This window comes from Pseudomonas sp. GW822-FHT02G04 (assembly GCF_058802085.1).
The window spans coordinates 43,573-68,670 of sequence record NZ_JBXANU010000002.1; the positions used below are offsets into that span (position 1 = coordinate 43,573).

General features: G+C 59.2%; 27 protein-coding genes. 12 read left to right on the forward strand and 15 right to left on the reverse strand.

Translation table 11 applies throughout. The annotated features are described in order from the left end of the window. Nucleotides 1–78: 78 nt before the first annotated feature. Complete coding sequence (locus tag AC1RO5_RS02630) at nt 79–2,304, reverse strand: NADP-dependent isocitrate dehydrogenase (RefSeq protein WP_493172490.1); 2,226 nt, start codon at nt 2,302–2,304, stop codon at nt 79–81. A gap of 505 nt (nt 2,305–2,809) precedes the next feature. Between AC1RO5_RS02630 and icd the strand changes: the two genes are divergently transcribed. Then, nucleotides 2,810–4,066, forward strand: a complete 1,257-nt coding sequence (icd, locus tag AC1RO5_RS02635) for an NADP-dependent isocitrate dehydrogenase (RefSeq protein WP_007941117.1) — start codon at nt 2,810–2,812, stop codon at nt 4,064–4,066. A gap of 62 nt (nt 4,067–4,128) precedes the next feature. Here icd and AC1RO5_RS02640 read toward each other — a convergent pair whose 3' ends face one another. Beyond that, the gene (locus tag AC1RO5_RS02640) at nt 4,129–4,410 is read right to left on the reverse strand and encodes a cold shock domain-containing protein (protein ID WP_493172492.1); all 282 of its coding nucleotides are present in this window, start codon (nt 4,408–4,410) and stop codon (nt 4,129–4,131) included. Nucleotides 4,411–4,635: 225 nt separating this feature from the next. Between AC1RO5_RS02640 and clpS the strand changes: the two genes are divergently transcribed. Together clpS and clpA are read left to right on the forward strand one after the other, a co-directional pair. Next, the gene (gene clpS, locus AC1RO5_RS02645) at nt 4,636–4,998 is read left to right on the forward strand and encodes an ATP-dependent Clp protease adapter ClpS (RefSeq protein ID WP_015094394.1); all 363 of its coding nucleotides are present in this window, start codon (nt 4,636–4,638) and stop codon (nt 4,996–4,998) included. Between the two features lie 30 nt (nt 4,999–5,028). Next, a complete protein-coding gene (gene clpA / locus AC1RO5_RS02650; protein WP_019648478.1) occupies nt 5,029–7,299 on the forward strand; it encodes an ATP-dependent Clp protease ATP-binding subunit ClpA in 2,271 nt (756 codons plus the stop codon). Nucleotides 7,300–7,524: 225 nt separating this feature from the next. Here the strand turns inward: clpA and infA are convergent, their stop codons facing one another. From infA to trxB, 4 genes are all read right to left on the reverse strand, one after another. After that, nucleotides 7,525–7,743 (reverse strand): translation initiation factor IF-1, encoded by a 219-nt coding sequence (gene infA, locus AC1RO5_RS02655; RefSeq protein ID WP_002553999.1) that lies wholly within the window; start codon nt 7,741–7,743, stop codon nt 7,525–7,527. Between the two features lie 100 nt (nt 7,744–7,843). Further along, nucleotides 7,844–8,551: an arginyltransferase gene (locus tag AC1RO5_RS02660; RefSeq protein WP_493172494.1), complete on the reverse strand. Its 708-nt coding sequence runs from the start codon at nt 8,549–8,551 to the stop codon at nt 7,844–7,846. 88 nt (nt 8,552–8,639) lie between these two features. Then, complete coding sequence (gene aat / locus AC1RO5_RS02665; RefSeq protein WP_493172496.1) at nt 8,640–9,320, reverse strand: leucyl/phenylalanyl-tRNA--protein transferase; 681 nt, start codon at nt 9,318–9,320, stop codon at nt 8,640–8,642. A 68-nt stretch (nt 9,321–9,388) separates the two neighbouring features. Then, nucleotides 9,389–10,348: a thioredoxin-disulfide reductase gene (gene trxB / locus AC1RO5_RS02670; protein ID WP_493172498.1), complete on the reverse strand. Its 960-nt coding sequence runs from the start codon at nt 10,346–10,348 to the stop codon at nt 9,389–9,391. A gap of 306 nt (nt 10,349–10,654) precedes the next feature. Between trxB and AC1RO5_RS02675 the strand changes: the two genes are divergently transcribed. From AC1RO5_RS02675 to cysG, 6 genes are all read left to right on the forward strand, one after another. After that, on the forward strand, nt 10,655–13,060 hold the full coding sequence (locus AC1RO5_RS02675; protein ID WP_019580089.1) for a DNA translocase FtsK: 2,406 nt from the start codon (nt 10,655–10,657) through the stop codon (nt 13,058–13,060). A 68-nt stretch (nt 13,061–13,128) separates the two neighbouring features. After that, nucleotides 13,129–13,752: an outer membrane lipoprotein periplasmic chaperone LolA gene (lolA, locus tag AC1RO5_RS02680; protein ID WP_237886954.1), complete on the forward strand. Its 624-nt coding sequence runs from the start codon at nt 13,129–13,131 to the stop codon at nt 13,750–13,752. A 79-nt stretch (nt 13,753–13,831) separates the two neighbouring features. Next, complete coding sequence (locus AC1RO5_RS02685; protein WP_258669400.1) at nt 13,832–15,154, forward strand: replication-associated recombination protein A; 1,323 nt, start codon at nt 13,832–13,834, stop codon at nt 15,152–15,154. Then, a complete protein-coding gene (gene crcB, locus AC1RO5_RS02690; protein ID WP_007941127.1) occupies nt 15,154–15,528 on the forward strand; it encodes a fluoride efflux transporter CrcB in 375 nt (124 codons plus the stop codon). Before AC1RO5_RS02685 ends, crcB begins: the two co-directional genes overlap by 1 nt. Before the next feature lie 15 nt (nt 15,529–15,543). Continuing rightward, nucleotides 15,544–16,824, forward strand: coding sequence for a serine--tRNA ligase (serS, locus tag AC1RO5_RS02695; RefSeq protein ID WP_493172501.1), 1,281 nt, complete (start codon nt 15,544–15,546; stop codon nt 16,822–16,824). Then, nucleotides 16,825–18,219, forward strand: coding sequence for a siroheme synthase CysG (cysG, locus tag AC1RO5_RS02700; RefSeq protein WP_493172503.1), 1,395 nt, complete (start codon nt 16,825–16,827; stop codon nt 18,217–18,219). Nucleotides 18,220–18,353: 134 nt separating this feature from the next. On the opposite strand, the gene AC1RO5_RS02705 is transcribed toward cysG, so the two are convergent. From AC1RO5_RS02705 to AC1RO5_RS02740, 8 genes are all read right to left on the reverse strand, one after another. Next, nucleotides 18,354–19,355 (reverse strand): glutathione S-transferase family protein, encoded by a 1,002-nt coding sequence (locus tag AC1RO5_RS02705; RefSeq protein WP_493172505.1) that lies wholly within the window; start codon nt 19,353–19,355, stop codon nt 18,354–18,356. 90 nt (nt 19,356–19,445) lie between these two features. Further along, a complete protein-coding gene (locus AC1RO5_RS02710) occupies nt 19,446–20,447 on the reverse strand; it encodes a glycosyl transferase family protein (protein ID WP_493172507.1) in 1,002 nt (333 codons plus the stop codon). Beyond that, nucleotides 20,444–20,779: a TusE/DsrC/DsvC family sulfur relay protein gene (locus AC1RO5_RS02715; RefSeq protein ID WP_258669380.1), complete on the reverse strand. Its 336-nt coding sequence runs from the start codon at nt 20,777–20,779 to the stop codon at nt 20,444–20,446. The genes AC1RO5_RS02710 and AC1RO5_RS02715 overlap by 4 nt, the downstream gene beginning before the upstream one ends. Beyond that, complete coding sequence (tusB, locus tag AC1RO5_RS02720; RefSeq protein ID WP_493172509.1) at nt 20,776–21,069, reverse strand: sulfurtransferase complex subunit TusB; 294 nt, start codon at nt 21,067–21,069, stop codon at nt 20,776–20,778. Before tusB ends, AC1RO5_RS02715 begins: the two co-directional genes overlap by 4 nt. Next, nucleotides 21,069–21,431, reverse strand: a complete 363-nt coding sequence (tusC, locus tag AC1RO5_RS02725; protein ID WP_493172511.1) for a sulfurtransferase complex subunit TusC — start codon at nt 21,429–21,431, stop codon at nt 21,069–21,071. The genes tusB and tusC overlap by 1 nt, the downstream gene beginning before the upstream one ends. A 1-nt stretch (nt 21,432) precedes the next feature. Next, a complete protein-coding gene (gene tusD, locus AC1RO5_RS02730) occupies nt 21,433–21,825 on the reverse strand; it encodes a sulfurtransferase complex subunit TusD (RefSeq protein ID WP_026286366.1) in 393 nt (130 codons plus the stop codon). 98 nt (nt 21,826–21,923) lie between these two features. Next, the gene (locus AC1RO5_RS02735) at nt 21,924–22,253 is read right to left on the reverse strand and encodes a DUF6388 family protein (protein ID WP_413695350.1); all 330 of its coding nucleotides are present in this window, start codon (nt 22,251–22,253) and stop codon (nt 21,924–21,926) included. 19 nt (nt 22,254–22,272) lie between these two features. After that, on the reverse strand, nt 22,273–22,521 hold the full coding sequence (locus tag AC1RO5_RS02740) for a hypothetical protein (RefSeq protein ID WP_413695349.1): 249 nt from the start codon (nt 22,519–22,521) through the stop codon (nt 22,273–22,275). A 147-nt stretch (nt 22,522–22,668) separates the two neighbouring features. Here AC1RO5_RS02740 and AC1RO5_RS02745 point away from each other — a divergent pair, with 147 nt between their 5' ends. Then, nucleotides 22,669–23,019, forward strand: a complete 351-nt coding sequence (locus tag AC1RO5_RS02745; RefSeq protein WP_007941140.1) for a hypothetical protein — start codon at nt 22,669–22,671, stop codon at nt 23,017–23,019. A 134-nt stretch (nt 23,020–23,153) separates the two neighbouring features. Here AC1RO5_RS02745 and AC1RO5_RS02750 read toward each other — a convergent pair whose 3' ends face one another. Next, nucleotides 23,154–23,582 (reverse strand): GNAT family N-acetyltransferase, encoded by a 429-nt coding sequence (locus AC1RO5_RS02750; RefSeq protein WP_493172514.1) that lies wholly within the window; start codon nt 23,580–23,582, stop codon nt 23,154–23,156. Nucleotides 23,583–23,842: 260 nt separating this feature from the next. Here AC1RO5_RS02750 and AC1RO5_RS02755 point away from each other — a divergent pair, with 260 nt between their 5' ends. Beyond that, complete coding sequence (locus AC1RO5_RS02755) at nt 23,843–24,436, forward strand: NUDIX domain-containing protein (RefSeq protein WP_493172516.1); 594 nt, start codon at nt 23,843–23,845, stop codon at nt 24,434–24,436. Between the two features lie 122 nt (nt 24,437–24,558). Then, nucleotides 24,559–25,098 carry a kinase inhibitor gene (locus AC1RO5_RS02760; protein ID WP_493172518.1) on the forward strand — a complete coding sequence of 180 codons (540 nt, stop codon included), beginning with the start codon at nt 24,559–24,561 and terminating at the stop codon, nt 25,096–25,098.

Here is a 25,098-nt window from a genome sequence, read left to right on the forward strand (position 1 = left end):
AATGGGTTCCGTAGGGGGGGGTGGTCAGAAACACAAACCCCGGCACATGGCCGGGGTTTGTGATGTTCCCTTACAACCTTAAACCAACGCAGCAATCGCGGCGTTGAAGGTTGCGCTCGGGCGCATGGCCTTGCTGATCAGCTCGGCATTGGCGTGGTAGTAACCGCCGATGTCCACTGGCTTGCCCTGAACGGCATTGAGCTCGGCAACGATGGTTGCTTCGTTCGCGGTCAGGGTTTTGGCCAGCTCGCCGAACTGCGCTTGCAGTGCAGCGTCTTCGGTCTGGGCGGTCAGGGCCTGAGCCCAGTACAGCGCCAGGTAGAAGTGGCTGCCGCGGTTGTCGATGTTGCCGACTTTGCGCGATGGCGACTTGTTGTTGTCGAGGAACTGGCCAGTGGCCTGATCCAGAGTCTTGGCCAGTACCAGCGCTTTAGGGTTGTTGTAAGTCACACCCAAATGCTCAAGGGAAGCGGCCAGGGCCAGGAACTCGCCCAGGGAATCCCAACGCAGGAAGTTTTCTTCCAGCAGTTGTTGAACGTGCTTCGGTGCCGAACCGCCAGCGCCGGTTTCGAACAGACCGCCGCCATTCATCAGCGGAACGATCGACAGCATCTTGGCGCTGGTGCCCAGTTCCATGATCGGGAACAGGTCGGTCAGGTAGTCGCGCAATACGTTGCCGGTCACCGAAATGGTGTCCTTGCCTTCGCGAGTACGTTCCAGGGTGAACTTCATCGCCTCGACTGGCGACATGATGCGGATGTCCAGGCCGGACGTGTCGTGATCCTTCAGGTAAGCCTGAACTTTCTCGATCACTACGCCGTCGTGGGCGCGCATTGGGTCCAGCCAGAAAATCGCTGGAGTGCTGCTTGCGCGAGCACGGTTGACGGCCAGTTTGACCCAGTCCTGGATCGGTGCGTCTTTGGTCTGGCACATGCGGAAGATGTCGCCGGCTTCAACCGACTGTTCCAGCAGCAGGGTGCCTTTGCTGTCGGTGACGCGAACAACGCCGTTGGCCTTGATCTGGAACGTCTTGTCGTGCGAGCCGTACTCTTCGGCTTTTTTCGCCATCAGGCCAACGTTTGGCACGCTGCCCATGGTGGTCGGATCGAAGGCGCCGTTTGCCTTGCAGTCTTCGATCACCGCCTGGTAGATGGTGGCGTAGCAGCGATCCGGGATTACTGCCTTGGTGTCGTGCAGCTGGCCGTCGGTGCCCCACATCTTGCCGGAGTCACGGATCATCGCCGGCATCGAGGCGTCGACAATGACGTCGCTCGGCACGTGCAGGTTGGTGATGCCTTTGTCGGAGTTGACCATGGCCAGCGAAGGGCGAACGGCGTAGACCGCCTGGATGTCCGCTTCGATCTGCGCTTGTTGATCGCCAGGCAAAGCCTTGATGCGAGCGTACAGGTCGCCGATGCCGTTGTTCAGGTTAAAGCCGATCTGCGCCAGCACGTCAGCGTGCTTGGCCAGTGCGTCTTTATAGAACTCGGCAACGATCTGGCCGAACATGATCGGGTCGGAGACCTTCATCATGGTGGCTTTCAGGTGAACCGACAGCAGCACGCCTTTTGCCTTGGCGTCTTCGATCTCGGCTGCGATGAAGCTGCGCAGCGCGTTTTTGCTCATGACTGCGCAATCGAGGATCTCACCGGCTTGTACGGTGGTTTTTTCTTTCAGGACGGTGGTGGTGCCGTCTTGAGCGATCAGTTCGATTTTGACAGCGTCAGCGGCGTCGATCAGGGCGGCTTTTTCGCTGCCGTAGAAATCGCCGGTGCTCATGTGAGCCACGTGGGATTTGGAGTCTTTGGCCCAGGCGCCCATTTTGTGCGGGTGCTTGCGTGCGTAGTTCTTGACCGACAGCGGTGCGCGACGATCGGAGTTGCCTTCGCGCAGAACCGGGTTTACGGCGCTGCCCTTGATCTTGTCGTAGCGGGCCTTGGCTTCTTTGTCGGCGTCGCTGGTCACGGTTTCCGGGTAGTCCGGCAGTGCGTAGCCCTGGGCTTGCAACTCTTTGATCGCAGCCTGCAGTTGCGGAACCGAAGCGCTGATGTTCGGCAGCTTGATGATGTTGGCTTCAGGTGTAACGGCCAGGTCGCCCAGTTCGGCGAGGTGGTCGGCTACCGCTTTGTCACCCAATTGCTCGGGGAAGCTGGCCAGAATGCGCCCTGCAAGAGAGATATCGCGGGTTTCAACGGCGATATCAGCGGAGGCGGTGAAGGCCTCTACGATAGGCAACAGTGAATAGGTGGCGAGGGCTGGGGCTTCGTCGGTGAAGGTATAGATGATCTTCGAGCGGGTGGGCATATTCGGATTAACTCTCTCTTCTTTGCTAAAGCGTGCACAGAAACTCGAGGGGCGCCGGGTAAGCGCGTTCGTTCAAAGTCATCCATGAGCCGAATGTCGAGGTTTCTTTGCTGTGATGTTGGGTGCATCGGTCGAGCGTCAAGCGGGTGGACTGCGGTAACAATCCTGCTTTTCGGGCCCGGGATCTCGGCTACATTTGCAGTGGCAGAGCGGTCGGCCGTCGTGACTCTGTGGTCAGCGGCGGCATTATACATAGGTAGCTGGCAATCTGCCGATGCTTCATAGGTAACGATTTTCGTCCATTGGTCTAAAGGTCGCAGGAAGGCGTGGGGCGTAGAGTCGTCCATCGTGCTTGAGTTTGGCGCTTTTCCCTTTGCTTTCAGGCTTGTACGTCACGAACTGTGCAGCTTCGCGGCAGATGGACGGAACATAGGGTTTGCGCGCCGATTTAACTGGGGTACGCTCGGACCAAGCCAGATGTTCAATCCAAACAATGGAGTTCAGCATGGGATACAAGAAGATTCAGGTTCCAGCCGTCGGCGAAAAAATCACCGTCAACGCGGACCATTCTCTCAATGTACCTAACAACCCGATCATTCCCTTCATCGAAGGCGATGGTATTGGCGTTGATATCAGCCCGGTCATGATCAAGGTTGTCGATGCTGCTGTTAAGAAGGCTTACGGCGGCGAGCGCAAAATTTCCTGGATGGAAGTCTACGCCGGGGAGAAAGCGACTCAGGTTTACGATCAGGACACCTGGCTGCCTCAGGAAACCCTGGATGCGGTCAAGGATTACGTGGTTTCCATCAAGGGCCCTCTGACCACGCCAGTCGGCGGTGGCATCCGTTCCCTGAACGTGGCGCTGCGCCAGCAACTCGACCTGTATGTGTGCCTGCGCCCTGTACGCTGGTTCGAAGGCGTGCCGAGCCCGGTCAAGAAGCCAGGCGACGTCGACATGACCATCTTCCGCGAAAACTCGGAAGACATTTATGCCGGTATCGAATGGAAGGCCGGTTCGCCGGAAGCGACCAAGGTCATCAAGTTCCTTAAAGAAGAAATGGGCGTCACCAAGATCCGTTTCGACGAAAACTGCGGTATCGGCGTCAAGCCGGTCTCCCTGGAAGGCACCAAGCGTCTGGCGCGCAAGGCCCTGCAGTATGTGGTCGACAATGACCGCGACTCGCTGACCATCGTGCACAAAGGCAACATCATGAAGTTCACCGAAGGTGCCTTCAAGGAGTGGGCCTACGAAGTGGCCGCCGAAGAATTCGGCGCGACCCTGCTCGACGGCGGCCCGTGGATGCAGTTCAAGAACCCGAAAACCGGCAAGAACGTCATCGTCAAGGATGCCATCGCCGACGCCATGCTCCAGCAGATCCTGCTGCGCCCGGCCGAGTACGATGTGATCGCGACCCTGAACCTCAATGGTGACTACCTCTCCGACGCCCTGGCGGCGGAAGTGGGCGGTATCGGCATTGCGCCGGGTGCCAACCTGTCCGACACCGTGGCCATGTTCGAAGCCACCCACGGTACTGCGCCGAAATACGCCGGCAAGGACCAGGTCAACCCGGGCTCGTTGATCCTGTCCGCCGAAATGATGCTGCGTCACATGGGTTGGACCGAAGCGGCCGATCTGATCATCAAAGGCACCAACGGCGCGATTTCCGCTAAAACCGTGACCTATGACTTCGAACGTCTGATGGATGGCGCGAAACTGCTGTCGTCTTCCGCGTTTGGCGATGCGCTGATCTCGCATATGTAAGCCGATCGGCACACAAAAAACCGCCTTCGGGCGGTTTTTTTATGACTGGATGACGGGGTGCGTCAGCTCGACACTGTTTCTTTATGGGTGGCAGGTGCGGTCTGTCCGTTCGGGGAGGTGGCTGACGCGATCTTTACTGCATGCAACCCTTTAGGGCCCTGAATGATCTCGAAGCTAACGATTTGCCCGGCCTTGAGGGTCTTGTAGCCATCCATTTCAATGGCCGAATAGTGTGCAAAGAAATCAATAAGATGACCGTCTTCGTCACGACCTTCTCTGGTGTCGGTATTAATGAAACCGAACCCCTTGGCATTGTTGAACCATTTCACCTTACCAACTGACATACCCATATCCCTCTGCAACAGACTCCATCACTGGAGTATCATCCAGTTAATCCGCAGTCTAATCTTGCAAACAGGATTGACTCCGCGGACCTTTTTTACCCACTGTGGGCTCTATTGGTTGTAACACCGTTTTCCCGATAGTCAAGGTGACCGGGTAGTCGGAGTTGAAATCGTCGATGGGCGCCCCCACCACTGTATTTGCACAACTGACGAACCTTTCTTTCCATGCATGCAATCAGCCAGATTCGACTAACATTCAATCAGGATCGCCCTGATTTACACGACGACGATTCCGCAGGCATTGCTGTTCAGGAGGCTAAGCCTGCTTTACAGGCGCCGCCTATGTACAAGGTGGTTTTGTTCAACGATGACTACACACCGATGGATTTCGTCGTCGAAGTGCTCGAGGTGTTTTTTAACCTGAATCGCGAGCTGGCGACCAAGGTCATGCTGGCCGTCCATACAGAAGGACGGGCAGTATGTGGAGTGTTTACCCGCGACATCGCCGAGACTAAGGCCATGCAGGTCAACCAGTACGCCAGGGAAAGCCAGCATCCGCTACTCTGTGAAATCGAGAAGGACGGTTAATCGCCGACCACTTGGGTATGAGGTGAAGCTATGTTAAACCGCGAGCTCGAAGTCACCCTCAATCTAGCCTTCAAGGAGGCTCGTTCGAAGCGTCATGAATTCATGACCGTCGAACACCTGCTGCTGGCCCTATTGGATAATGAGGCTGCCGCTACCGTTTTGCGTGCCTGCGGCGCAAACCTCGACAAACTCAAGCATGACCTGCAGGAGTTCATTGACTCCACCACGCCATTGATCCCCTTGCATGACGAGGATCGTGAAACCCAGCCAACCCTGGGCTTCCAGCGTGTACTGCAACGTGCTGTCTTTCATGTACAGAGCTCGGGCAAACGCGAAGTGACTGGCGCCAACGTGCTGGTCGCGATCTTCAGTGAGCAAGAGAGTCAGGCAGTGTTTCTGCTGAAACAGCAGAGCGTTGCGCGCATTGATGTCGTCAACTACATCGCCCATGGCATTTCCAAAGTACCAGGGCATGGCGATCACTCTGAAGGTGAACAAGATATGCAGGACGACGAGGGCGGTGAGTCTTCTTCTTCAGGCAATCCTCTGGATGCTTATGCCAGCAACCTCAACGAGCTCGCGCGCCAGGGTCGTATCGATCCATTGGTAGGCCGTGAACTCGAAGTCGAGCGCGTCGCGCAGATCCTGGCGCGTCGTCGCAAAAACAATCCGTTGCTGGTGGGCGAGGCGGGCGTGGGTAAAACCGCGATTGCCGAAGGCCTGGCCAAACGTATTGTCGACAATCAGGTGCCGGACCTGCTGGCCAACAGCGTGGTGTATTCCCTCGATCTGGGGGCTTTGCTGGCCGGAACCAAATACCGCGGCGATTTCGAGAAGCGCTTCAAGGCGTTGCTCAATGAACTGAAAAAACGTCCGCAGGCGATCCTGTTCATCGACGAGATCCACACCATCATCGGTGCGGGCGCTGCGTCCGGTGGCGTCATGGATGCCTCGAACCTGCTCAAGCCATTACTGTCGTCGGGCGATATCCGTTGCATCGGTTCGACCACGTTCCAGGAATTCCGCGGGATTTTCGAGAAGGACCGTGCTTTGGCCCGGCGCTTCCAGAAGGTCGATGTGTCGGAGCCTTCGGTGGAAGACACCATCGGTATCCTGCGTGGCCTGAAAGGGCGTTTCGAGCTCCATCACAACATTGAATACAGTGATGAAGCCCTGCGCGCCGCTGCCGAACTGGCGTCGCGTTACATCAATGACCGGCACATGCCAGACAAAGCCATCGACGTCATCGATGAGGCGGGCGCCTATCAGCGTCTGCAGCCGGTCGAGAAGCGCGTGAAACGCATCGAAGTGCCTCAGGTCGAGGACATCGTTGCGAAAATCGCGCGAATTCCGCCAAAACACGTCACCAGCTCCGACAAAGAGCTGCTGCGCAACCTTGAGCGTGACCTGAAACTCACGGTATTCGGCCAGGATGCGGCGATCGACTCACTGTCGACCGCGATCAAACTGTCTCGTGCAGGCCTCAAGTCGCCAGACAAGCCCGTCGGCTCGTTCCTGTTCGCAGGTCCGACCGGTGTCGGTAAAACCGAAGCTGCGCGGCAACTGGCCAAGGCGCTGGGAGTCGAACTGGTTCGCTTCGACATGTCCGAGTACATGGAGCGCCACACCGTATCGCGTCTGATCGGTGCGCCTCCAGGTTATGTCGGGTTCGATCAGGGTGGTCTGCTGACCGAAGCCATCACCAAGCAGCCTCACTGCGTGCTGTTGCTCGATGAAATCGAGAAGGCGCATCCGGAAGTCTTCAACCTGCTGTTGCAGGTCATGGACCACGGTACGCTGACCGATAACAACGGGCGCAAGGCGGACTTCCGTAACGTGATCGTCATCATGACGACCAACGCCGGTGCCGAGACTGCAGCGCGTGCTTCGATCGGTTTCACCTATCAGGACCACTCGTCTGATGCGATGGAAGTGATCAAGAAGAGCTTCACGCCGGAGTTCCGCAACCGTCTGGACACCATTATCCAGTTTGGTCGCCTCAGTCATGAGGTCATCAAAAGCGTGGTGGACAAGTTCCTTACCGAGCTTCAGGCGCAGCTGGAAGACAAGCGTGTGCTGCTGGAAGTCACCGACGCTGCTCGCAGCTGGCTGGCTGCCGGTGGTTACGACGTGACCATGGGGGCTCGACCAATGGCGCGCTTGATTCAAGACAAGATCAAGCGTCCGCTGGCGGAGGAGATTCTCTTTGGCGAACTGGCTGAGCATGGCGGTGTGGTGCACATCGACATCAAGGACGGCGAGCTGACCTTCGAGTACGAGACCACGGCTGAAATGGCCTGACGTTAACCGCAACAAAGCAAAAAGGCGCCGCAAGGCGCCTTTTTGCTGCCTTGAAGAAGCACGCAATGATCGTTCCCACGCTCCGCGTGGGAATGCAGCCCGGGACGCTCCGCGTCCCTTCAAAAGCCGAACGCAGAGCGTCCGTTGAGGCATTCCCACGCAGAGCGTGGGAACGATCCGCAAACAAAAACGCCCGGCATAGCCAGGCGTTTTGTATTGACTTGATTAGCGAGCGCGGTAGGTGATGCGCCCTTTGCTCAAGTCATAGGGCGTCAGCTCGACGCGCACTTTGTCGCCGGTAAGAATACGAATGTAGTTCTTGCGCATCTTGCCGGAGATATGCGCGGTTACGACGTGCCCATTTTCCAACTCCACACGAAACATGGTGTTGGGCAGGGTGTCGACGACAGTGCCTTCCATTTCGAAGCTGTCTTCTTTCGACATGCAGTAAAGCCCTCGGTGTCCAATGAATGGCCCGGTGCAACTGCGCCAGGCAAAAGCGGCGTGCATTGTGCCCGAAAAGTGGGGTTTAAGCCAAGGGGTTCTAGTTCAGGATGACCCAACGTTGATTAATCAGCAGTTCGATAGGGCGATATTGGGTCTTGTAGCTCATTTTTTTGCAGTTTTTGATCCAGTAGCCGAGATAGACCGCTTCCAGCCCCAGGCGCCGGGCCTCGGCAATCTGCCAGAGAATCGCGTAACGCCCCAGGCTACGACGTTCCTCGCCGGGCTCGTAGAAGGTGTAGACCGCTGACAGACCGTTGGGCAGCAAGTCGGTGACGGCCACCGCCACCAGTCGGCCTTCGAGACGAAATTCGTAGAAGCGGGAGAACGGCAGGTCACGCACCAGGAAGGTCGAGAACTGGTCGCGACTCGGCGGATACATATCGCCGTCGGCGTGGCGTTGTTCGATGTAGCGCTGATAGAGGTCGAAATACTCCTCGCTGAACTTGGGTCGAGCCGGGCGTACCTGCAAGTCGGCATTGCGTTTGAGAATGCGTTTCTGCTGACGGTTGGGGGTAAATTGCGCCACAGGAATGCGCGCCGGTACGCACGCATTGCAATTCTGGCAATGGGGCCGGTAGAGATGATCACCACTGCGACGAAAGCCCATTTCCGACAGATCTGCGTAGACATGCACATCCATGGGCTGACTAGGGTCGAGGAACAGCGTAGTGGCCTGCTCCTCGGGCAGATAACTGCAAGAGTGGGGCTGAGTGGCATAGAACTTCAAACGCGCCAACTCGGTCATGATCAACCCTCGGGATAAACTTTTGATAAGGGGGCGTTCTCAATTCGTTTCCCCAGCATTAAGTGTAAGCCACACGCGCCAATGTCGCTCAGCAAACCCAGGTGGCACGACTGGGTTGATCCAGGTGCCGCGCAAGGTAGCCGGCAAATTCGGTGCGGGGAACCGCTCGGGCGCCCAGGCTGTGCAGATGATCGGTAGGCATCTGGCAATCGATCAGCACAAAACCTGAGTCTTTCAGATGTCGCACCAAGGTGGCAAAGCCATATTTGGAGGCGTTGTCGGCGCGACTGAACATCGACTCACCGAAAAACAGCTGCCCCATGGCCAGGCCGTAGAGCCCGCCGACCAGCACGCCATCGTCCCAGACCTCCACCGAATGGGCGTAACCGCGCCTGTGCAGTTCGACGTAGGCGTCCTGCATCGCCTGGGTGATCCAGGTGCCGTCGGCGTACTCGCGCGGCGCGGCGCAGGCGCGGATGACCGCGGCAAAATCCCGGTCGAAAGTCACTTGATAGCGTTGTTGGCGCAGCAGTTTGTTCAGGCTGCGGGAGACATGCAGTTCGTCGGGAAACAGCACCGTGCGCGGATCCGGCGACCACCAGAGAATCGGTTGGCCTTCCGAGAACCACGGAAAGCAGCCATGGCGATAGGCCTGAATCAGGCGGTCGGCGGACAGATCGCCGCCCGCGGCCAGCAGTCCGTTGGGGTCGCGCATGGCTTTTTCCAGCGGCGGAAAAGTCAGGGTATTGCGTTGTAACCAAGTCAGCATGGCATCCGGGCTTGCAGAAGGGGAGGGCAGTGGCGGGCCGATAAGCCCGCCAGATAGAAGGTTAACCGTCAAACACCGGGAATGTCATCGAGATACTTCTCGGCATCCAGCGCAGCCATGCAGCCGGCCCCGGCGGATGTCACCGCCTGGCGGTAAACGTGGTCGGCCACGTCACCGGCGGCGAACACGCCCTGGATTTCGGTGGCGGTGGCGTCGCCTTCGCTGCCGCCCTTGACCAGCAGGTAGCCGTTGCGCATCTGCAGCTGGCCCTGGAACAGGTCGGTGTTGGGTTTGTGGCCGATGGCGATGAACACGCCGGCCAGCGACAGTTCGCGGGTTTCGTCGGTATGGCTGTGACGCAGGCGGGCGCCGGTCACGCCGCTGGCGTCACCGAGTATTTCGTCCAGGTTCTGGTTCCAGTGCAGGCGGATATTGCCGTTGGCGGCTTTTTCGAAGAGCTTGTCCTGCAGGATTTTCTCCGAACGCAGTTTGTCACGACGGTGAATCAGATGAACTTTCTTGGCGATGTTCGACAGGTACAGGGCTTCTTCCACTGCAGTGTTGCCGCCGCCGACCACCGCGACCACCTGGTTGCGATAGAAGAAACCATCGCAGGTGGCGCAGGCCGAAACCCCTTTGCCGGCAAAGGCTTCTTCTGATGGCAGCCCCAGGTATTGGGCCGAAGCGCCGGTGGCGATAATCAGCGCGTCGCAGGTGTAGGTGCCGCTGTCGCCGATGAGCTCGAACGGGCGCTGTTGCAACTTGGCGGTATGGATGTGGTCGTAAACGATCTCGGTGTCGAAGCGTTCGGCGTGTTTCTGCATGCGTTCCATCAGCACCGGGCCGGTCAGGCCTTCGACGTCGCCGGGCCAGTTGTCGACTTCGACGGTGGTGGTCAGCTGGCCACCGGCCTGTATGCCGGTAATGACAACGGGTTTGAGGTTGGCGCGAGCGGCATAAACGGCTGCGCTGTAACCGGCAGGGCCGGAACCCAGAATGATCAGGCGGGAATGCTTCGCTTCACTCATAAAAACACCTCATAAGCCTTTGTCACAAAAGAGAATGCATGCTCAAATTGGACGGCGCGTATTGTGCTGTTGGCTATGCTGGAGCCAAGGGTCTCAAGCATGGCATTGGGTGAACAAACCCGTACAATGCCCGCTTGTAACAGTGTTTGTATCAAAAAAGCGCTGCGTGCCGTATTTCGAAAAACCGGGGCACAGTGTTAAAAGTAGTCCCGGTTGGGACTGTTAACTTTTTTACCTGCCTGGATTGGGCAGTTTTTATAGTCATTCAACAGATGGACGCGCCATGGGCGCAGGAAAAGAAGCGTTTTGAAGAAATCCACCGCAGCACCTAAAACAGTCGTTCCGCTCTGGCGCCAGCAATTGCACTACCGGCTCAAGGAAGGTGCATTGATCGCCATCGGCGCCTTGTGCCTGTTCCTGATGATGGCCTTGTTGACCTATGGCAAGGACGATCCGGGCTGGAGCCATAACAGCAAGATCGACGATGTACAGAACTTCGGCGGGCCTGCCGGCTCTTACAGCGCCGACATCCTGTTCATGGTCCTGGGTTACTTCGCCTACATTTTCCCGCTATTGCTGGCGATCAAGGCCTATCAGATCTTCCGCCAGCGCCACGAGCCATGGCAATGGAGCGGCTGGCTGTTTTCCTGGCGCCTGATCGGCCTGGTGTTTCTGGTGCTGTCGGGCGCGGCGCTGGCCCATATCCATTTCCATGCGGCGACCGGTCTGCCGGCCGGCGCGGGCGGCGCTTTGGGTGAAAGCCTCGGCGATCTGGCGAAGAATGCACTGAACATCCAGGGCAGCACGTTGCTGTTCATCGCGCTGTTCCTGTTCGGCCTGACGGTGTTCACCGACCTGTCGTGGTTCAAGGTGATGGACGTCACCGGCAAGATCACCCTCGATTTGTTCGAATTGTTTCAGGGCGCGGCCAATCGCTGGTGGGCAGCCCGTACCGAACGCAAGCAACTGGTCGCCCAGCTGCGTGAAGTCGACGATCGCGTGCATGACGTGGTCGCACCGACGGTCACCGACAAGCGTGAGCAAGCCAAGGTCAAGGAACGCCTGATCGAACGCGAGCAGGCCCTGAGCAAGCACATGTCCGAGCGCGAAAAGCAGGTGCCGCCGGTGATTGCTCCCGCGCCGCCCAAACCGGCCGCTCCGAGCAAGCGTGTGGAAAAAGAGAAACAGGCGCCGTTGTTCGTCGACAGCGCCGTGGAAGGCACCTTGCCGCCGATCTCGATTCTCGACCCGGCGGAAAAGAAACAACTCAATTATTCGCCTGAATCCCTGGCGGCCGTCGGCCACTTGCTGGAAATCAAGCTCAAGGAATTCGGTGTCGAAGTCTCGGTGGATTCGATCCACCCGGGCCCGGTCATTACCCGTTACGAAATCCAGCCGGCCGCCGGGGTGAAAGTCAGCCGCATTGCCAACCTGGCGAAAGACCTGGCCCGTTCCCTGGCCGTGACCAGTGTGCGGGTGGTGGAAGTGATTCCGGGCAAGACCACGGTCGGTATCGAGATCCCTAACGAAGACCGGCAGATCGTGCGGTTCTCCGAGGTCTTGTCGACCCCCGAGTACGATAACTTCAAGTCGCCGGTCACCCTGGCCCTGGGTCATGATATCGGCGGCAAACCGGTCATCACCGACCTGGCGAAAATGCCGCACTTGCTGGTGGCCGGTACGACTGGTTCCGGTAAGTCGGTGGGTGTGAACGCGATGATCCTGTCGATTCTGTTCAAGTCTGGCCCTGAAGACGCCAAGCTGATCATGATCGACCCGAAAATGCTTGAACTGTCGATCTACGAAGGCATCCCGCACCTGCTGTGCCCGGTGGTCACCGACATGAAGGACGCCGCCAACGCCTTGCGCTGGAGCGTCGCCGAAATGGAACGGCGCTACAAACTGATGGCGAAGATGGGCGTGCGTAACCTGTCGGGCTTCAACGCCAAGGTCAAGGAAGCCCAGGACGCCGGCGAGCCGTTGAGCGATCCGCTGTACAAGCGCGAAAGCATCCACGACGAGGCACCGCTGCTGCAGAAGCTGCCGACCATTGTCGTGGTGGTCGACGAATTCGCCGACATGATGATGATCGTCGGCAAGAAGGTTGAAGAACTGATCGCCCGTATCGCCCAGAAGGCCCGTGCGGCGGGCATCCACTTGATTCTCGCAACTCAGCGTCCGTCGGTGGACGTGATCACCGGCCTGATCAAGGCGAACATCCCGACCCGTATGGCGTTCCAGGTGTCGAGCAAGATCGATTCGCGGACCATCATCGATCAGGGCGGCGCCGAACAACTGCTGGGCCACGGTGACATGCTTTACATGCCGCCGGGCACCAGCCTGCCGATTCGTGTTCACGGCGCGTTCGTGTCCGATGACGAGGTGCACCGGGTGGTTGAAGCCTGGAAACTGCGCGGCGCGCCGGAATACAACGATGACATCCTCGCCGGTGTCGAAGAGGCCGGTAGCGGCTTTGAAAACGGCGGCGGTGGCGGTGAAGATGATGCCGAAACCGACGCGCTCTACGACGAAGCGGTGCAGTTCGTCCTGGAAAGCCGTCGAGCGTCCATCTCCGCGGTTCAGCGCAAGCTGAAAATCGGCTACAACCGCGCAGCACGCATGATCGAAGCCATGGAAATGGCCGGGGTCGTAACGTCAATGAACACCAACGGTTCGCGTGAAGTCCTGGCCCCTGGCCCGGTGCGCGACTGATCCGGTCTTGAAAGGGGCGGCGTCTTGAGGCGCCGCCCGCACTCCCACGAATGTTTATGAGGACTCCCATGCGTCTTATCCGCATGCTGTTGCTGCCGGTACTGGCTCTGACCACGCTCTCGGCTCACGCCGATGACAAGGACGTGGCGCGTCTGACCCAACTGCTGGAAAAATCCCAGACCCTGACCGCGCGTTTCTCCCAGCTGACCCTCGATGGCAGCGGCACCCAGTTACAAGAAACAGCAGGGGAAATGTCCTTGCAGCGCCCAGGCCTGTTCTACTGGCACACCAACGCGCCGGCCGAGCAAACCATGGTATCGGACGGTAAGAAAGTGACCCTGTGGGACCCGGATCTGGAACAGGCCACCATCAAGACCCTCGACCAGCGCCTGACCCAGACCCCGGCGTTGCTGCTGTCCGGTGACGTGTCCAAGATCAGCCAGAGCTTCGACATCAGCGCCAAGGAAGCCGGCGGCGTGATCGACTTCACCCTGAAGCCGAAAACCAAGGACACCCTGTTCGACAGCCTGCGCCTGTCGTTCCGCAATGGTCTGGTCAATGATATGCAGATGATCGACAGCGTCGGTCAGCGCACAAATATCCTGTTCACCGGCGTGAAGGCCAACGAGCCGATCCCAGCCTCCAGATTCAAGTTCGACATTCCTAAAGGTGCGGACGTGATCCAGGAGTAAGACGCAGGACCACAGGGATTGTGGTGTTTAGTGCTTTGACTGATCGGCATCAGGACCCAGTGAGGTTTCATAAGTAGTGATGGACCTGTTTCGCAGCGCCCCGATTGCTCAGCCCCTGGCCGCCCGTTTGCGTGCGGCCAATCTGGACGAGTACGTCGGTCAGGAACACGTGCTCGCTCGCGGCAAGCCTTTGCGCGAAGCGCTGGAGCAGGGTGCCCTGCACTCGATGATTTTCTGGGGGCCACCGGGAGTGGGTAAAACCACCCTGGCGCGGCTGCTGGCGGAAGTCTCGGATGCGCACTTCGAAACGGTTTCGGCGGTGCTGGCCGGGGTCAAAGAGATTCGTCAGGCGGTGGAAGTCGCCAAGCAGCAGGCCGGGCAGTACGGTAAGCGCACCATCCTGTTCGTCGACGAAGTGCATCGCTTCAACAAGTCCCAGCAGGATGCGTTCCTGCCGTACGTTGAAGACGGCACGCTGATTTTTATCGGCGCGACCACGGAAAACCCCTCGTTCGAACTCAATAACGCGCTGCTGTCCCGGGCGCGCGTTTATGTGCTCAAAAGCCTCGACGAAGCCGCCCTGCGCAAGCTGGTGCATCGCGCGCTGACCGAAGAGCGCGGGCTGGGCAAGCGGCAACTGACCCTCAGCGACGAGGGCTTCCAGATGCTGCTGTCCGCCGCCGATGGCGACGGTCGGCGTCTGCTTAATCTGCTGGAAAACGCCTCTGACCTGGCCGAAGACCACAGCGAAATCGGCGTCGAGCTGCTGCAAAGCCTGCTCGGCGATACCCGTCGGCGTTTCGACAAGGGTGGCGAAGCCTTCTACGACCAGATCTCCGCGCTGCATAAATCGGTGCGCGGTTCCAACCCCGATGGCGCGTTGTATTGGTTCGCGCGAATGATCGACGGCGGCTGCGACCCGCTGTACCTGGCCCGGCGCGTAGTGCGCATGGCCAGCGAAGACATCGGCAATGCCGACCCCCGCGCCCTGAGCCTGTGCCTGGCGGCGTGGGAAGTGCAGGAGCGCCTCGGTAGCCCCGAAGGCGAATTGGCGGTGGCCCAGGCCATTACGTATCTGGCTTGCGCGCCAAAAAGCAACGCGGTGTACATGGGCTTCAAGGCCGCGATGCGCAGCGCTACCGAACACGGTTCGCTGGAAGTGCCGCTGCACCTGCGCAATGCGCCGACCAAGTTGATGAAGCAATTGGGCTATGGCGATGAATATCGTTACGCCCACGATGAACCGGATGCCTACGCCGCTGGCGAAGATTATTTCCCGGACGAGTTGGAGCCACAACGGTTCTATCAACCCGTGCCCCGCGGCCTGGAGCTGAAGATCGGCGAAAAGCTCAACCACCTAGCGCAGCTTGACCGTCTAAGCCCCCGACAGCGGAGAAAATAGTGATTCCCTTGATCGTTGCGGTTTCTGTCGGCGGTGTCGCCGGTACGCTGTTGCGCTTCGCCACCGGTAACTGGATCAACGCGAATTGGCCGCGGCACTTCTATACCGCGACGCTGGCCGTTAATATCGTGGGCTGTTTGCTGATCGGCGTTCTATACGGCCTGTTTTTGATTCGCCCGGAGGTATCGTTTGCGGTACGCGCCGGGTTGATCGTCGGCTTCCTCGGAGGGCTGACGACTTTTTCATCCTTTTCACTGGATACGGTGCGCCTGCTGGAAACCGGGCAAGTGCCGCTGGCCCTGGGCTATGCGGCCATCAGCGTATTCGGCGGGCTGCTCGCCACCTGGGCTGGCCTGTCCTTGACCAAACTTTGATAACGAGAAACCGACATGCTCGATTCCAAACTGTTACGTAGCAACCTTCAGGACGTAGCGGACCGCCTGGCATCCCGTGGCTTTGCCCTGGATGTTGCGCGCATCGAAGCGCTGGAAGAACAGCGCAAGACCGTCCAGACCCGCACCGAAGCTCTGCAGGCTGAACGTAACGCGCGCTCCAAATCCATCGGCCAGGCCAAGCAGCGCGGCGAAGACATCGCGCCGCTGATGGCAGACGTCGAGCGCATGGCGGGCGAGTTGAGCGCCGGTAAAGTCGAGCTGGACGCGATCCAGACCGAGCTGGATTCGATCCTGCTGGGCATTCCGAACCTGCCGCACGAATCGGTGCCGGTTGGCGATGACGAAGAAGGTAACGTTGAAGTGCGCCGTTGGGGCACGCCGAAGGCGTTCGACTTCCCGGTTCAGGACCACGTGGCCCTGGGCGAGAAGTTCGGCTGGCTGGACTTTGAAACCGCCGCCAAACTGTCCGGCGCCCGTTTCGCCCTGCTGCGCGGCCCGATTGCTCGTCTGCACCGTGCGCTGGCGCAGTTCATGATCAACCTGCACATCAACGAACACGGCTATGAAGAGGCTTACACGCCTTATCTGGTACAAGCGCCGGCCCTGCAAGGCACCGGTCAGTTGCCGAAATTCGAAGAAGACCTGTTCAAGATCAGCCGCGACGGCGAAGCCGATCTGTACCTGATCCCGACCGCTGAAGTATCACTGACCAACATTGTGGCCGGCGAAATCGTCGATTCGAAGTTGCTGCCGATCAAGTTCGTGGCGCACACGCCGTGCTTCCGCAGCGAGGCCGGTGCATCGGGTCGCGACACTCGCGGGATGATCCGTCAGCACCAGTTCGACAAAGTCGAGATGGTTCAGATCGTTGAGCCGTCGACTTCGATGGAAGCGCTGGAAGGCCTGACCGCCAACGCTGAAAAAGTCCTGCAACTGCTGGAACTGCCATACCGCACCCTGGCGCTGTGCACCGGCGACATGGGCTTCAGCGCGGTCAAGACCTACGACCTGGAAGTGTGGATTCCGAGCCAGGACAAGTACCGCGAGATTTCGTCGTGCTCCAACTGTGGCGACTTCCAGGCGCGCCGCATGCAAGCGCGTTTCCGCAACCCGGAAACCGGCAAGCCTGAGCTGGTGCATACCCTGAACGGTTCCGGCCTGGCGGTCGGTCGTACCCTGGTGGCGGTGCTCGAGAACTATCAGCAGGCCGACGGTTCGATCCGTGTGCCTGAAGTGCTCAAGCCGTACATGGGTGGCCTTGAGGTCATCGGCTAAATGGACTATCTGCCGCTGTTTCATAACCTTCGCGGCAGTCGTGTGTTGGTCGTCGGCGGGGGGGAGATTGCCTTGCGCAAATCCCGCCTGCTGGCCGAAGCCGGTGCGCTGCTGCGGGTGGTCGCACCTGAAATCGAACCGCAATTGCGTGAGCTGGTAGCCGGCAGCGGTGGCGAGTGCCTGGTGCGGGGCTACGTCGAGGCGGATCTGGACGGTTGCGGGCTGATCATCGCCGCTACCGACGACGAACCGCTGAACGCGCAAGTCTCCGCCGATGCCCATCGGCGTTGCGTGCCGGTCAACGTGGTGGACGCGCCGGCCCTGTGCAGCGTGATCTTCCCGGCGATCGTCGACCGTTCGCCGCTGATCATTGCCGTGTCCAGTGGTGGCGATGCGCCGGTGCTGGCGCGGTTGATTCGCGCCAAGCTGGAAACCTGGATTCCTTCCACCTACGGCCAACTGGCCGGTCTGGCGGCGCGTTTCCGCAATCAGGTCAAAGGCCTGTTTCCGGACGTGCAGCAGCGTCGGGCGTTCTGGGAGGATGTGTTCCAGGGACCAATTGCCGACCGGCAACTGGCCGGGCAGGGCGCCGAGGCCGAGCGCTTGATGCTGGCGAAAATCAATGGCGAGGCACCTGTAGCCACCGGCGAGGTTTATCTGGTGGGCGCCGGGCCGGGTGATCCCGACCTGTTGACCTTCCGCGCCTTGCGCCTGATGCAGCAAGCCGACGTGGTGCTGTATGACCGTCTGGTGGCGCCGGCGATTCTGGATTTGTGCCGTCGCGATGCCGAGCGGGTCTACGTCGGCAAACGCCGCGCCGATCACGCCGTGCCTCAGGAACAGATCAACCAGCATCTGGTGGATCTGGCCAAGGCTGGCAAGCGCGTGGTGCGCTTGAAAGGTGGCGATCCGTTCATTTTCGGGCGTGGCGGCGAAGAGATCGAAGAGCTGGCGGCCCATGGCATCCCGTTTCAGGTCGTGCCGGGCATTACTGCCGCCAGCGGTTGCGCGGCGTATGCCGGGATTCCGCTGACTCACCGCGATTACGCGCAGTCAGTGCGGTTTGTCACCGGGCACCTCAAGGACGGTTCCACCGATTTGCCGTGGGCCGACCTGGTCGCGCCGGCGCAAACCCTGGTGTTTTACATGGGGCTGGTGGGCTTGCCGATCATCTGCGAGCAGTTGATCAAGCACGGTCGCGCGGCCGATACCCCAGCGGCGTTGATCCAGCAGGGCACCACGATCAATCAGCGGGTGTTTACCGGCACCCTGGCCGACCTTCCACGGCTGGTGGCGGAGCATGAAGTGCATGCGCCGACACTGGTGATCGTCGGGGAAGTGGTGCAACTGCGTGAGAAACTGGCGTGGTTCGAAGGGGCTCAGGCGCAGGTCTGATTTCTGTGTTGTCTGTTGTGATCGTTCCCACGCTCCGCGTGGGAACGCCGCCAGGGACGCTCCGCGTTCCGTTTCGGATGTGACGCAGAGCGTCACGGGATACATTCCCACGCAGAGCGTGGGAACGATCAACCTCAGGCCTTGCGCCAAACCCCTTTCCCGCTCAACCGCTCCCGATCATGTGCCACGGTGAAATCCTGCGCCGGCCCTTTAGGCACAATCCCGGTCGGATTGATGGTCTTGTGGCTACCGTAGTAGTGATTCTTTATGTGCTCAAAACTCACCGTCTCGGCAATTCCCGGCCACTGATAAATTTCCCGTAGCCAGTTCGACAGGTTCGGATAATCGGCAATCCGCCGCAGATTGCATTTGAAGTGGCCGTGATACACCGCATCAAAACGAATCAGCGTGGTGAACAGGCGGATATCCGCTTCGGTCAGGTATTCGCCCGTCAGGTAACGATTGGCGCCCAGCAGCTGCTCCAGCCGATCCAGCTCAGCAAACAACTCATCGAACGCTTCTTCATAAGCCTGTTGCGAGGTGGCAAATCCGGCGCGATAGACGCCGTTGTTCACCGCCGGATAAATCCGTTCGTTCAGCGCATCAATCTCGCCCCGTAGCGGTGCCGGGTAGAAATCCAGGTCATTACCCGTCAAATCATTGAAGGCGCCATTGAACATGCGGATGATCTCCGCAGACTCATTGTTGACGATGCGATTCGTCTGCTTGTCCCAGAGCACCGGCACAGTGACGCGGCCGGTGTAGTCGGCGGTATCGGCGGTGTAGCGCTGGTGCATGAAATTGAAGTGATCTAGCTTGTCGCCGGTCGAGCCCAGGTGTTTATCGAAGGTCCAGCCGTTTTCCAGCATCAACCAGCTGACCACCGACACGTCGATCAGGCTTTCGAGGCCTTTGAGTTTGCGCAGGATCAGCGTGCGGTGGGCCCATGGGCAGGCAAGCGACACATAGAGGTGATAGCGACCGGCCTCGGCGGCAAAACCACCGACGCCGCTCGGGCCTGGCTTGCCATCGGCAGTCAGCCAGTTGCGACGCTGCGCCTGTTCACGCTGGAACGCGCCGTCCTTGCTGCTTTGGTACCACTGATCCTGCCAGCGACCTTCGACTAACAAACCCATGTGCCTGACTCCTCAACCTGTAAGCGTTGGAGAGGAGTCTATGCGCATAGGTTCGAACAAAAAGCGCAAAGGTTGGGCGGTTATGATCGATTAAATCGATCGATCCCGGGCGTCCCAGTACTGCTGGGCGGTTTCGAAGGCTTGTTCGCGGGGCTGGCCGAGGCCGCGCAAGGCCAGGGCCATGGTCGAGATCAGCGCCATTTGCGGGTAGCTGTCGACCACTTCGCCACGCCACACGGCTTTCAAGTGCTCCGGGTCCAGGCTCGCCGGTTTGACGTGGCGCTGGCTCGACAGCTGCGGCCATTCTTCATCCCAGCTTTCGCCGCCGGTGGTGCCATACAGGTGACTGTCGGCGTCCGGGTTGATCTCAATCTCGCCGCCATCGCCCTTGACGACGATTGCTGTGTCCCCGAGCAGACCGCTGGCATCGCGATGCACTGCCTGGTAGCCGGGGTGGAAAATGCTTTGCAGGCCACAACGGGCGCCCAATGGGTTGAGAATCCGCGCCAGGGAATGGATCGGCGAGCGCAGGCCCAGGGTGTTGCGCAGGTCGATCATTCGCTGAAGCTGGGGGGCCCAGTCCACCAATGGCATGAACGCCAGGCCGCCCTGATCGAGGGCCGCACCGGCCTGCTGCCAATTGCGGCACAGTGGAATGTTCAGTGTCTGGAGCAGTTGTTCGCTGTACAGCCGACCCGCCGTGTGTGCGCCACCGCCATGCATGAAGATGCGCACGCCGTTCTGCGCCAGGCACTTGGCTGCCAGCAGATACCACGGCAAATGCCGCTTCTTGCCTGCGTACGTCGGCCAGTCCAGATCGACCGCCAGTGCCGGTGGGTTCAGGCGTTCACGCAAGGCTTCGGTGAACCCGGCCATTTCCTCGGCGCTCTCTTCCTTGTGCCGCAACAGCATCAGGAACGCGCCGAGCTGGGTGTCCTCGACCTTGTCGTCGAGCACCATGCCCATGGCTTGGCGGGCTTCTTCGCGGGTCAAATCACGGGCGCCGCGTTTGCCTTTGCCAAGAATCCGCACGAACTGGGCGAACGGGTGCTCGGCGGGCGTTTCGAGGGTCAGCGCTGGATAGTCGGTCATAAGCAATTCGTCGGTTTGGGCAGGCCCGCCAGTTTCGCGGCGAGTTTGGCAGGGGTGCCTTTGAACAGTCGGTTCAGGTGCAGGCTGTTGCCCTTGTCGGGGCCGAGCTTCAATGCGGTGTACTTGATCAGCGGGCGAGTCGCCGGGGACAGCTGGAATTCGTCGTAGAAACTGCGCAGCAGTTCGAGGATTTCCCAATGTTCCTGGCTCAACTCGATGTCTTCGGCGGCGGCGAGGGCGGTGGCCACCTCGGTAGACCAGTCGCTCAGTTCGACCAGGAAACCGTCCTTGTCCAGTTCAATGGCGCGGGCGCCAACGGTCAGGGATTTCATAGCCAACTGTTGACCTTGTCGTAATGAATCGACAGCTCGACGAAGGCCGGGTAATCAATGGCCTTGGCCCAGTCCGGTACTTGCAGAGCCCGCGCCTGAGCATCTTCGGCCAATACGAACAGTTTCAGCTGGCGGGCGTGCAGCGCGCTGAACGGCGCGGTGCCTGGCTGCAAGGCATAGGCCGCGTCACCACTCAGCAGCAACGCATCGTTGGGGCCGATCACGCGCAGGCAACTGGTCAGGCGCTCGTCGCCGAAAGGGGAATGAGACAACACATACAAAGTCGACATCAGAGGGTGATCACCTGGTCGTAACGGTCAATAAGGGCGGTGATGTCCTGGGCGCTCAGCACCCGGGCTTCTTCGAGCGACAGACCGTTGGGGTCCAGACCTCGGGCAGCGGCGCTGTCAGCGCACACGAACAGGTCTTCGACGCCAAACATCGGCAAGGCTTGCAGGTTGGCGCTCAGGTCTTTCTGCTGCAACGCCTTGGCGTCCTGTTTTGCGGCGAGCTGGAACACGCCGTCATCGAGAAACAGCAGGCCGATTGGCAAATCGAAAGCACCGCCGGCCAGCACTATGTCCAGCGCTTCCCGCGCACTCGGCCCGGACCACGGCGCCTGACGGCTGATAATCAGCAAGGATTTAGCCATCTCACGCGCCTCCGAAACAGATCAGGCGGTCAGCGTCCTGCACCGCGTCATGCAACTGGCCAAGGCCGGACAATTCCCACGGCGCGCCCACGGCGACCGCTTCACGCTGATAGCGCTGGGCTTCTTCCTCGTTAAGCACTCCGCGACGCAGGGCGGCGGCGATGCAGACCACGCCATCGAGTTGATGCTCGGTGACAAAGGTGCGCCATTGCTTGGGCAAGTCTTGTTCGTCCTGAGGCGTAACCACACTGCCGGACGCGTTGTAGACGCCGTCCTGATAGAAAAACAGCCGGACAATCTCATGTCCGCCGGCCAGCGCGGCCTGGGCGAACAGCAAGGCACGACGCGAGGAGGGCGCATGGGCGGCGGAAAACAGCGCAATGGCGAATTTCATGACGGACTCGATCAGCAAAACTGCGGCCATGATAAAGCTTTATCGGCGGGGCGGCGAAGGGCGTTTACTCGCAGACCGAGTCGCTGCCATCGCGAGGATTATTTGGTCAGCCCATACAACTCGCAATACTCAAGCCAGTCCATGCCGGCCATTTCTGCAACTTCCTTGTGCACCTCCAGGCGTTGGGCGTGGTAATCCTCAGGCGTGGCGGCGGTCAATTGCAGTGTCAGCTCCCAGGCAAACAAACCCAGACGCTCCGCCTCGGCTTCGAACGCTTCATGCAAACGCTCGTCGCGGTACTGCGTCACTGTCTCGCCCTTGGCCTGGGCCAACAGTGGATTAAGGTTGTCCAGTTCGACGCGCAGCTCGGGGCGCTGATCGAGAAACTTCTTCAGCGCCTGCTCGTGTTGCTGTTCTGTTGCCGCCATGGTCACTCCTTGAGGGGGATTACGAAGACTGCTTTTTGTTCGCCTTGGCAGCTGCGGCCAGGCACTCGAGGGCAAACTGCTCGGTGTAGGTCATCTGGATCGGCGTGGTTTCGCCTTTGACGGTTCTTTCGCCGTCGAGAATGTAGCGAATCCGCTTGTCGGTGACGCCAATTCGCTTGGCGATCCAGGCCGGCGTCTGACCGATCTGGCTGATCAGTTTGTCGGCGTAGTCGGTGGACGGTTTGTAGAACTCGGCGTTGGGTGTCATGGCTTTCCTGAAAAATGGGCGATGCGACGATATCGGCGCGACAGGGTGCGCGAATCGTTGCGCGGTGTCGCGGTATAAATGAAGTAAAGCAGAACGATACGCCGCGCCACGGTGGTAAAGTCCGCTTTTTCCTGATGAGCGAACGCAATGCGAATTCTGATGGTGGCGCTGGCCGCAACCTTGCTGGCGGGCTGCGCCGGATCGGCGATGAACGACGCCCGCACCAAAACCCCGTACAAAACCCTGACCTCGGACAAACCGGAAAAAGTCGTTGCCCAGTGCGTGCAGTTTGCCTGGCAGGACGAGGCGGTGTTCGGCGTCGATGCCGGCGCGTATTTGCAGCCGGGCAAGAAGGGCGGCTCGACGGTCTACACCCGTTCGGCCGAGTCTTTCGTGGACGTGACCAGCGATGCTTCAGGTACGGCCTTGAGCTACTACGCCCAGCATGATGATTTTGTCGCCAAGCGCCGTTTGGCAGCGTTGGCGACCTGTTTGTAAGCAAGATCGAAGATCCAGAAAAGATCGCAGCCTCGTTTCACTCGACAGCTCCTACAGGGGAATACAAAACCCATGTAGGAGCTGTCGAGTGAAACGAGGCTGCGATCTTTTGAAGGCAACACAAAAATCGAAGCTTACAAATCCATCAAACGCTTCTGGAAAAAGAAGCGCTTGTGGCCCGGCGGGTAATCGGCAATGTGCCCCAGCTCGCTGTAGCCGTGTTTCTTGTAAAACTCCGGCGCCTGGAAATCGAAGGTGTCCAGCCAGATCCCGATGCACTCCTTCTCCCGCGCCAGGTCTTCGGCCATCTGCATCAGCTTCGAGCCCAGCCCTTGTCCCCGGGCCTGGTCCGGCACCGACAACAATTCAATGAAAAACCACCGGTAAAACACTCGGCCATAAAGCCCTCCGAGAATCTCGTCGTTGTCATCGCGTACCAGCAAGGCAATCTGCTCTGACACCGTGGGCCCGGCTTTTGAGGCGTTGTAGGCGCGCAGCGGTGTGAGGATCGCTTCGCGTTCTTCCTGGGTGGCGTTTTCCGACAGTTCAATTCGCAGGGTCATGGGGCTACATCCATATGGCAAAGAGAGAGCCTATCGCGATCGTAGTTTGTTTGGAACTCTCGGGCCGCTGACCTGAAGCACACAATCATTTGTTACTTTGGCGTGTAGTCCAATTGGATTTCTAGTAACACCAACCCTCTGAATCAACACGTTCTGAAGGATTGGACAAAGCGTTAAAAAAAGAGGCCCGGCAACCATGCCGGGCTTTTCTGTTTTCGCCTAACATGGACGCCCTCTGACGAAAATAAGGATGAATTGTCATGTCGAACACAGCCGAGCGGGTCAACATCATCGAGTCCCAGGTGTTGTCCCACAACTGGTATCTGCTGAAGAAAATCACGTTCGATTACCTGCGCAACAACGGCGACTGGCAGCGCCAGAGCCGCGAGGTCTACGACCGTGGCAACGGCGCGGCGATTCTGCTGTTCAACCGCGAGAAGAAAACCGTCGTGCTGACTCGCCAGTTCCGGTTGCCGGTGTTCGTCAACGGCCATGATGGTTTGTTGATTGAAGTGGCGGCGGGGCTGTTGGAAGGCGCTGCGCCTGAAGAGCGCATTCGCGCTGAAGCCGAAGAGGAAACCGGCTATCGCGTCCACCATGTGCAGAAGGTGTTCGAGTCCTACATGAGCCCCGGTTCGGTCACGGAGAAACTGCATTTCTTTATCGCCGAATACGACGCGTCTTCAAAGGTCAGCGAGGGCGGTGGGCTGGAAGAAGAAACCGAGGAACTGGAAGTGCTGGAGTGGAAGTTCGACGACGCCCTAGAGGCGTTTTATCGCGGGGAGATCTGCGATGCCAAGACCATCATGCTGCTGCAGTATGCGGCGATGAAGGATATTTTCGGACCGGTCTGAGTCGGCGGGGCTTACCTGGATCGAGAGAGCGTTCAGGCACAATGGTCGAGCGTTTCGGCACAGTAACCGCCCAGCGCTCTCTCTAGACTCGTGCTTCACGCCAAGACACCGATGAGGTCACGATGAACATCCGAATTATCCTATCCGCATTGTCCATGGGGGTCGTCCTCACTGGACACGCTGCCGACTTCTCGCTGAGCAGCCAGGATATTGCTGAAAATCGCCCGCTGACCAGTCGCGAGGTGTTCCAGGGCTTCGGTTGCGAAGGGGGTAATACGTCTCCGCAACTGTCCTGGTCCAACGCCCCGGCGGGCACTAAAAGTTACGCGATCACGGTCTATGACCCTGATGCGCCGACTGGCAGCGGCTGGTGGCATTGGACAGTGGCCAACTTACCGGCGTCCACCAGCAGTTTGCCAAGAGGAGTAGGTTCGAACCTGCCTGCCGGTGCAATACAAGGGCGAACCGATTACGGCCAACCGGGATATGGCGGGCCTTGCCCTCCGGTTGGGGAGAAGCCCCATCGCTATCAATTCACCGTATGGGCGTTGAAAGTCGACAAGTTGCCACTCGACAACCAGGCCAGCGGAGCCTTGGTGGGCTATATGCTCAATGCCAACGCCTTGGCCAAAGCGACCATCACTTCAACTTACGGACGTTAA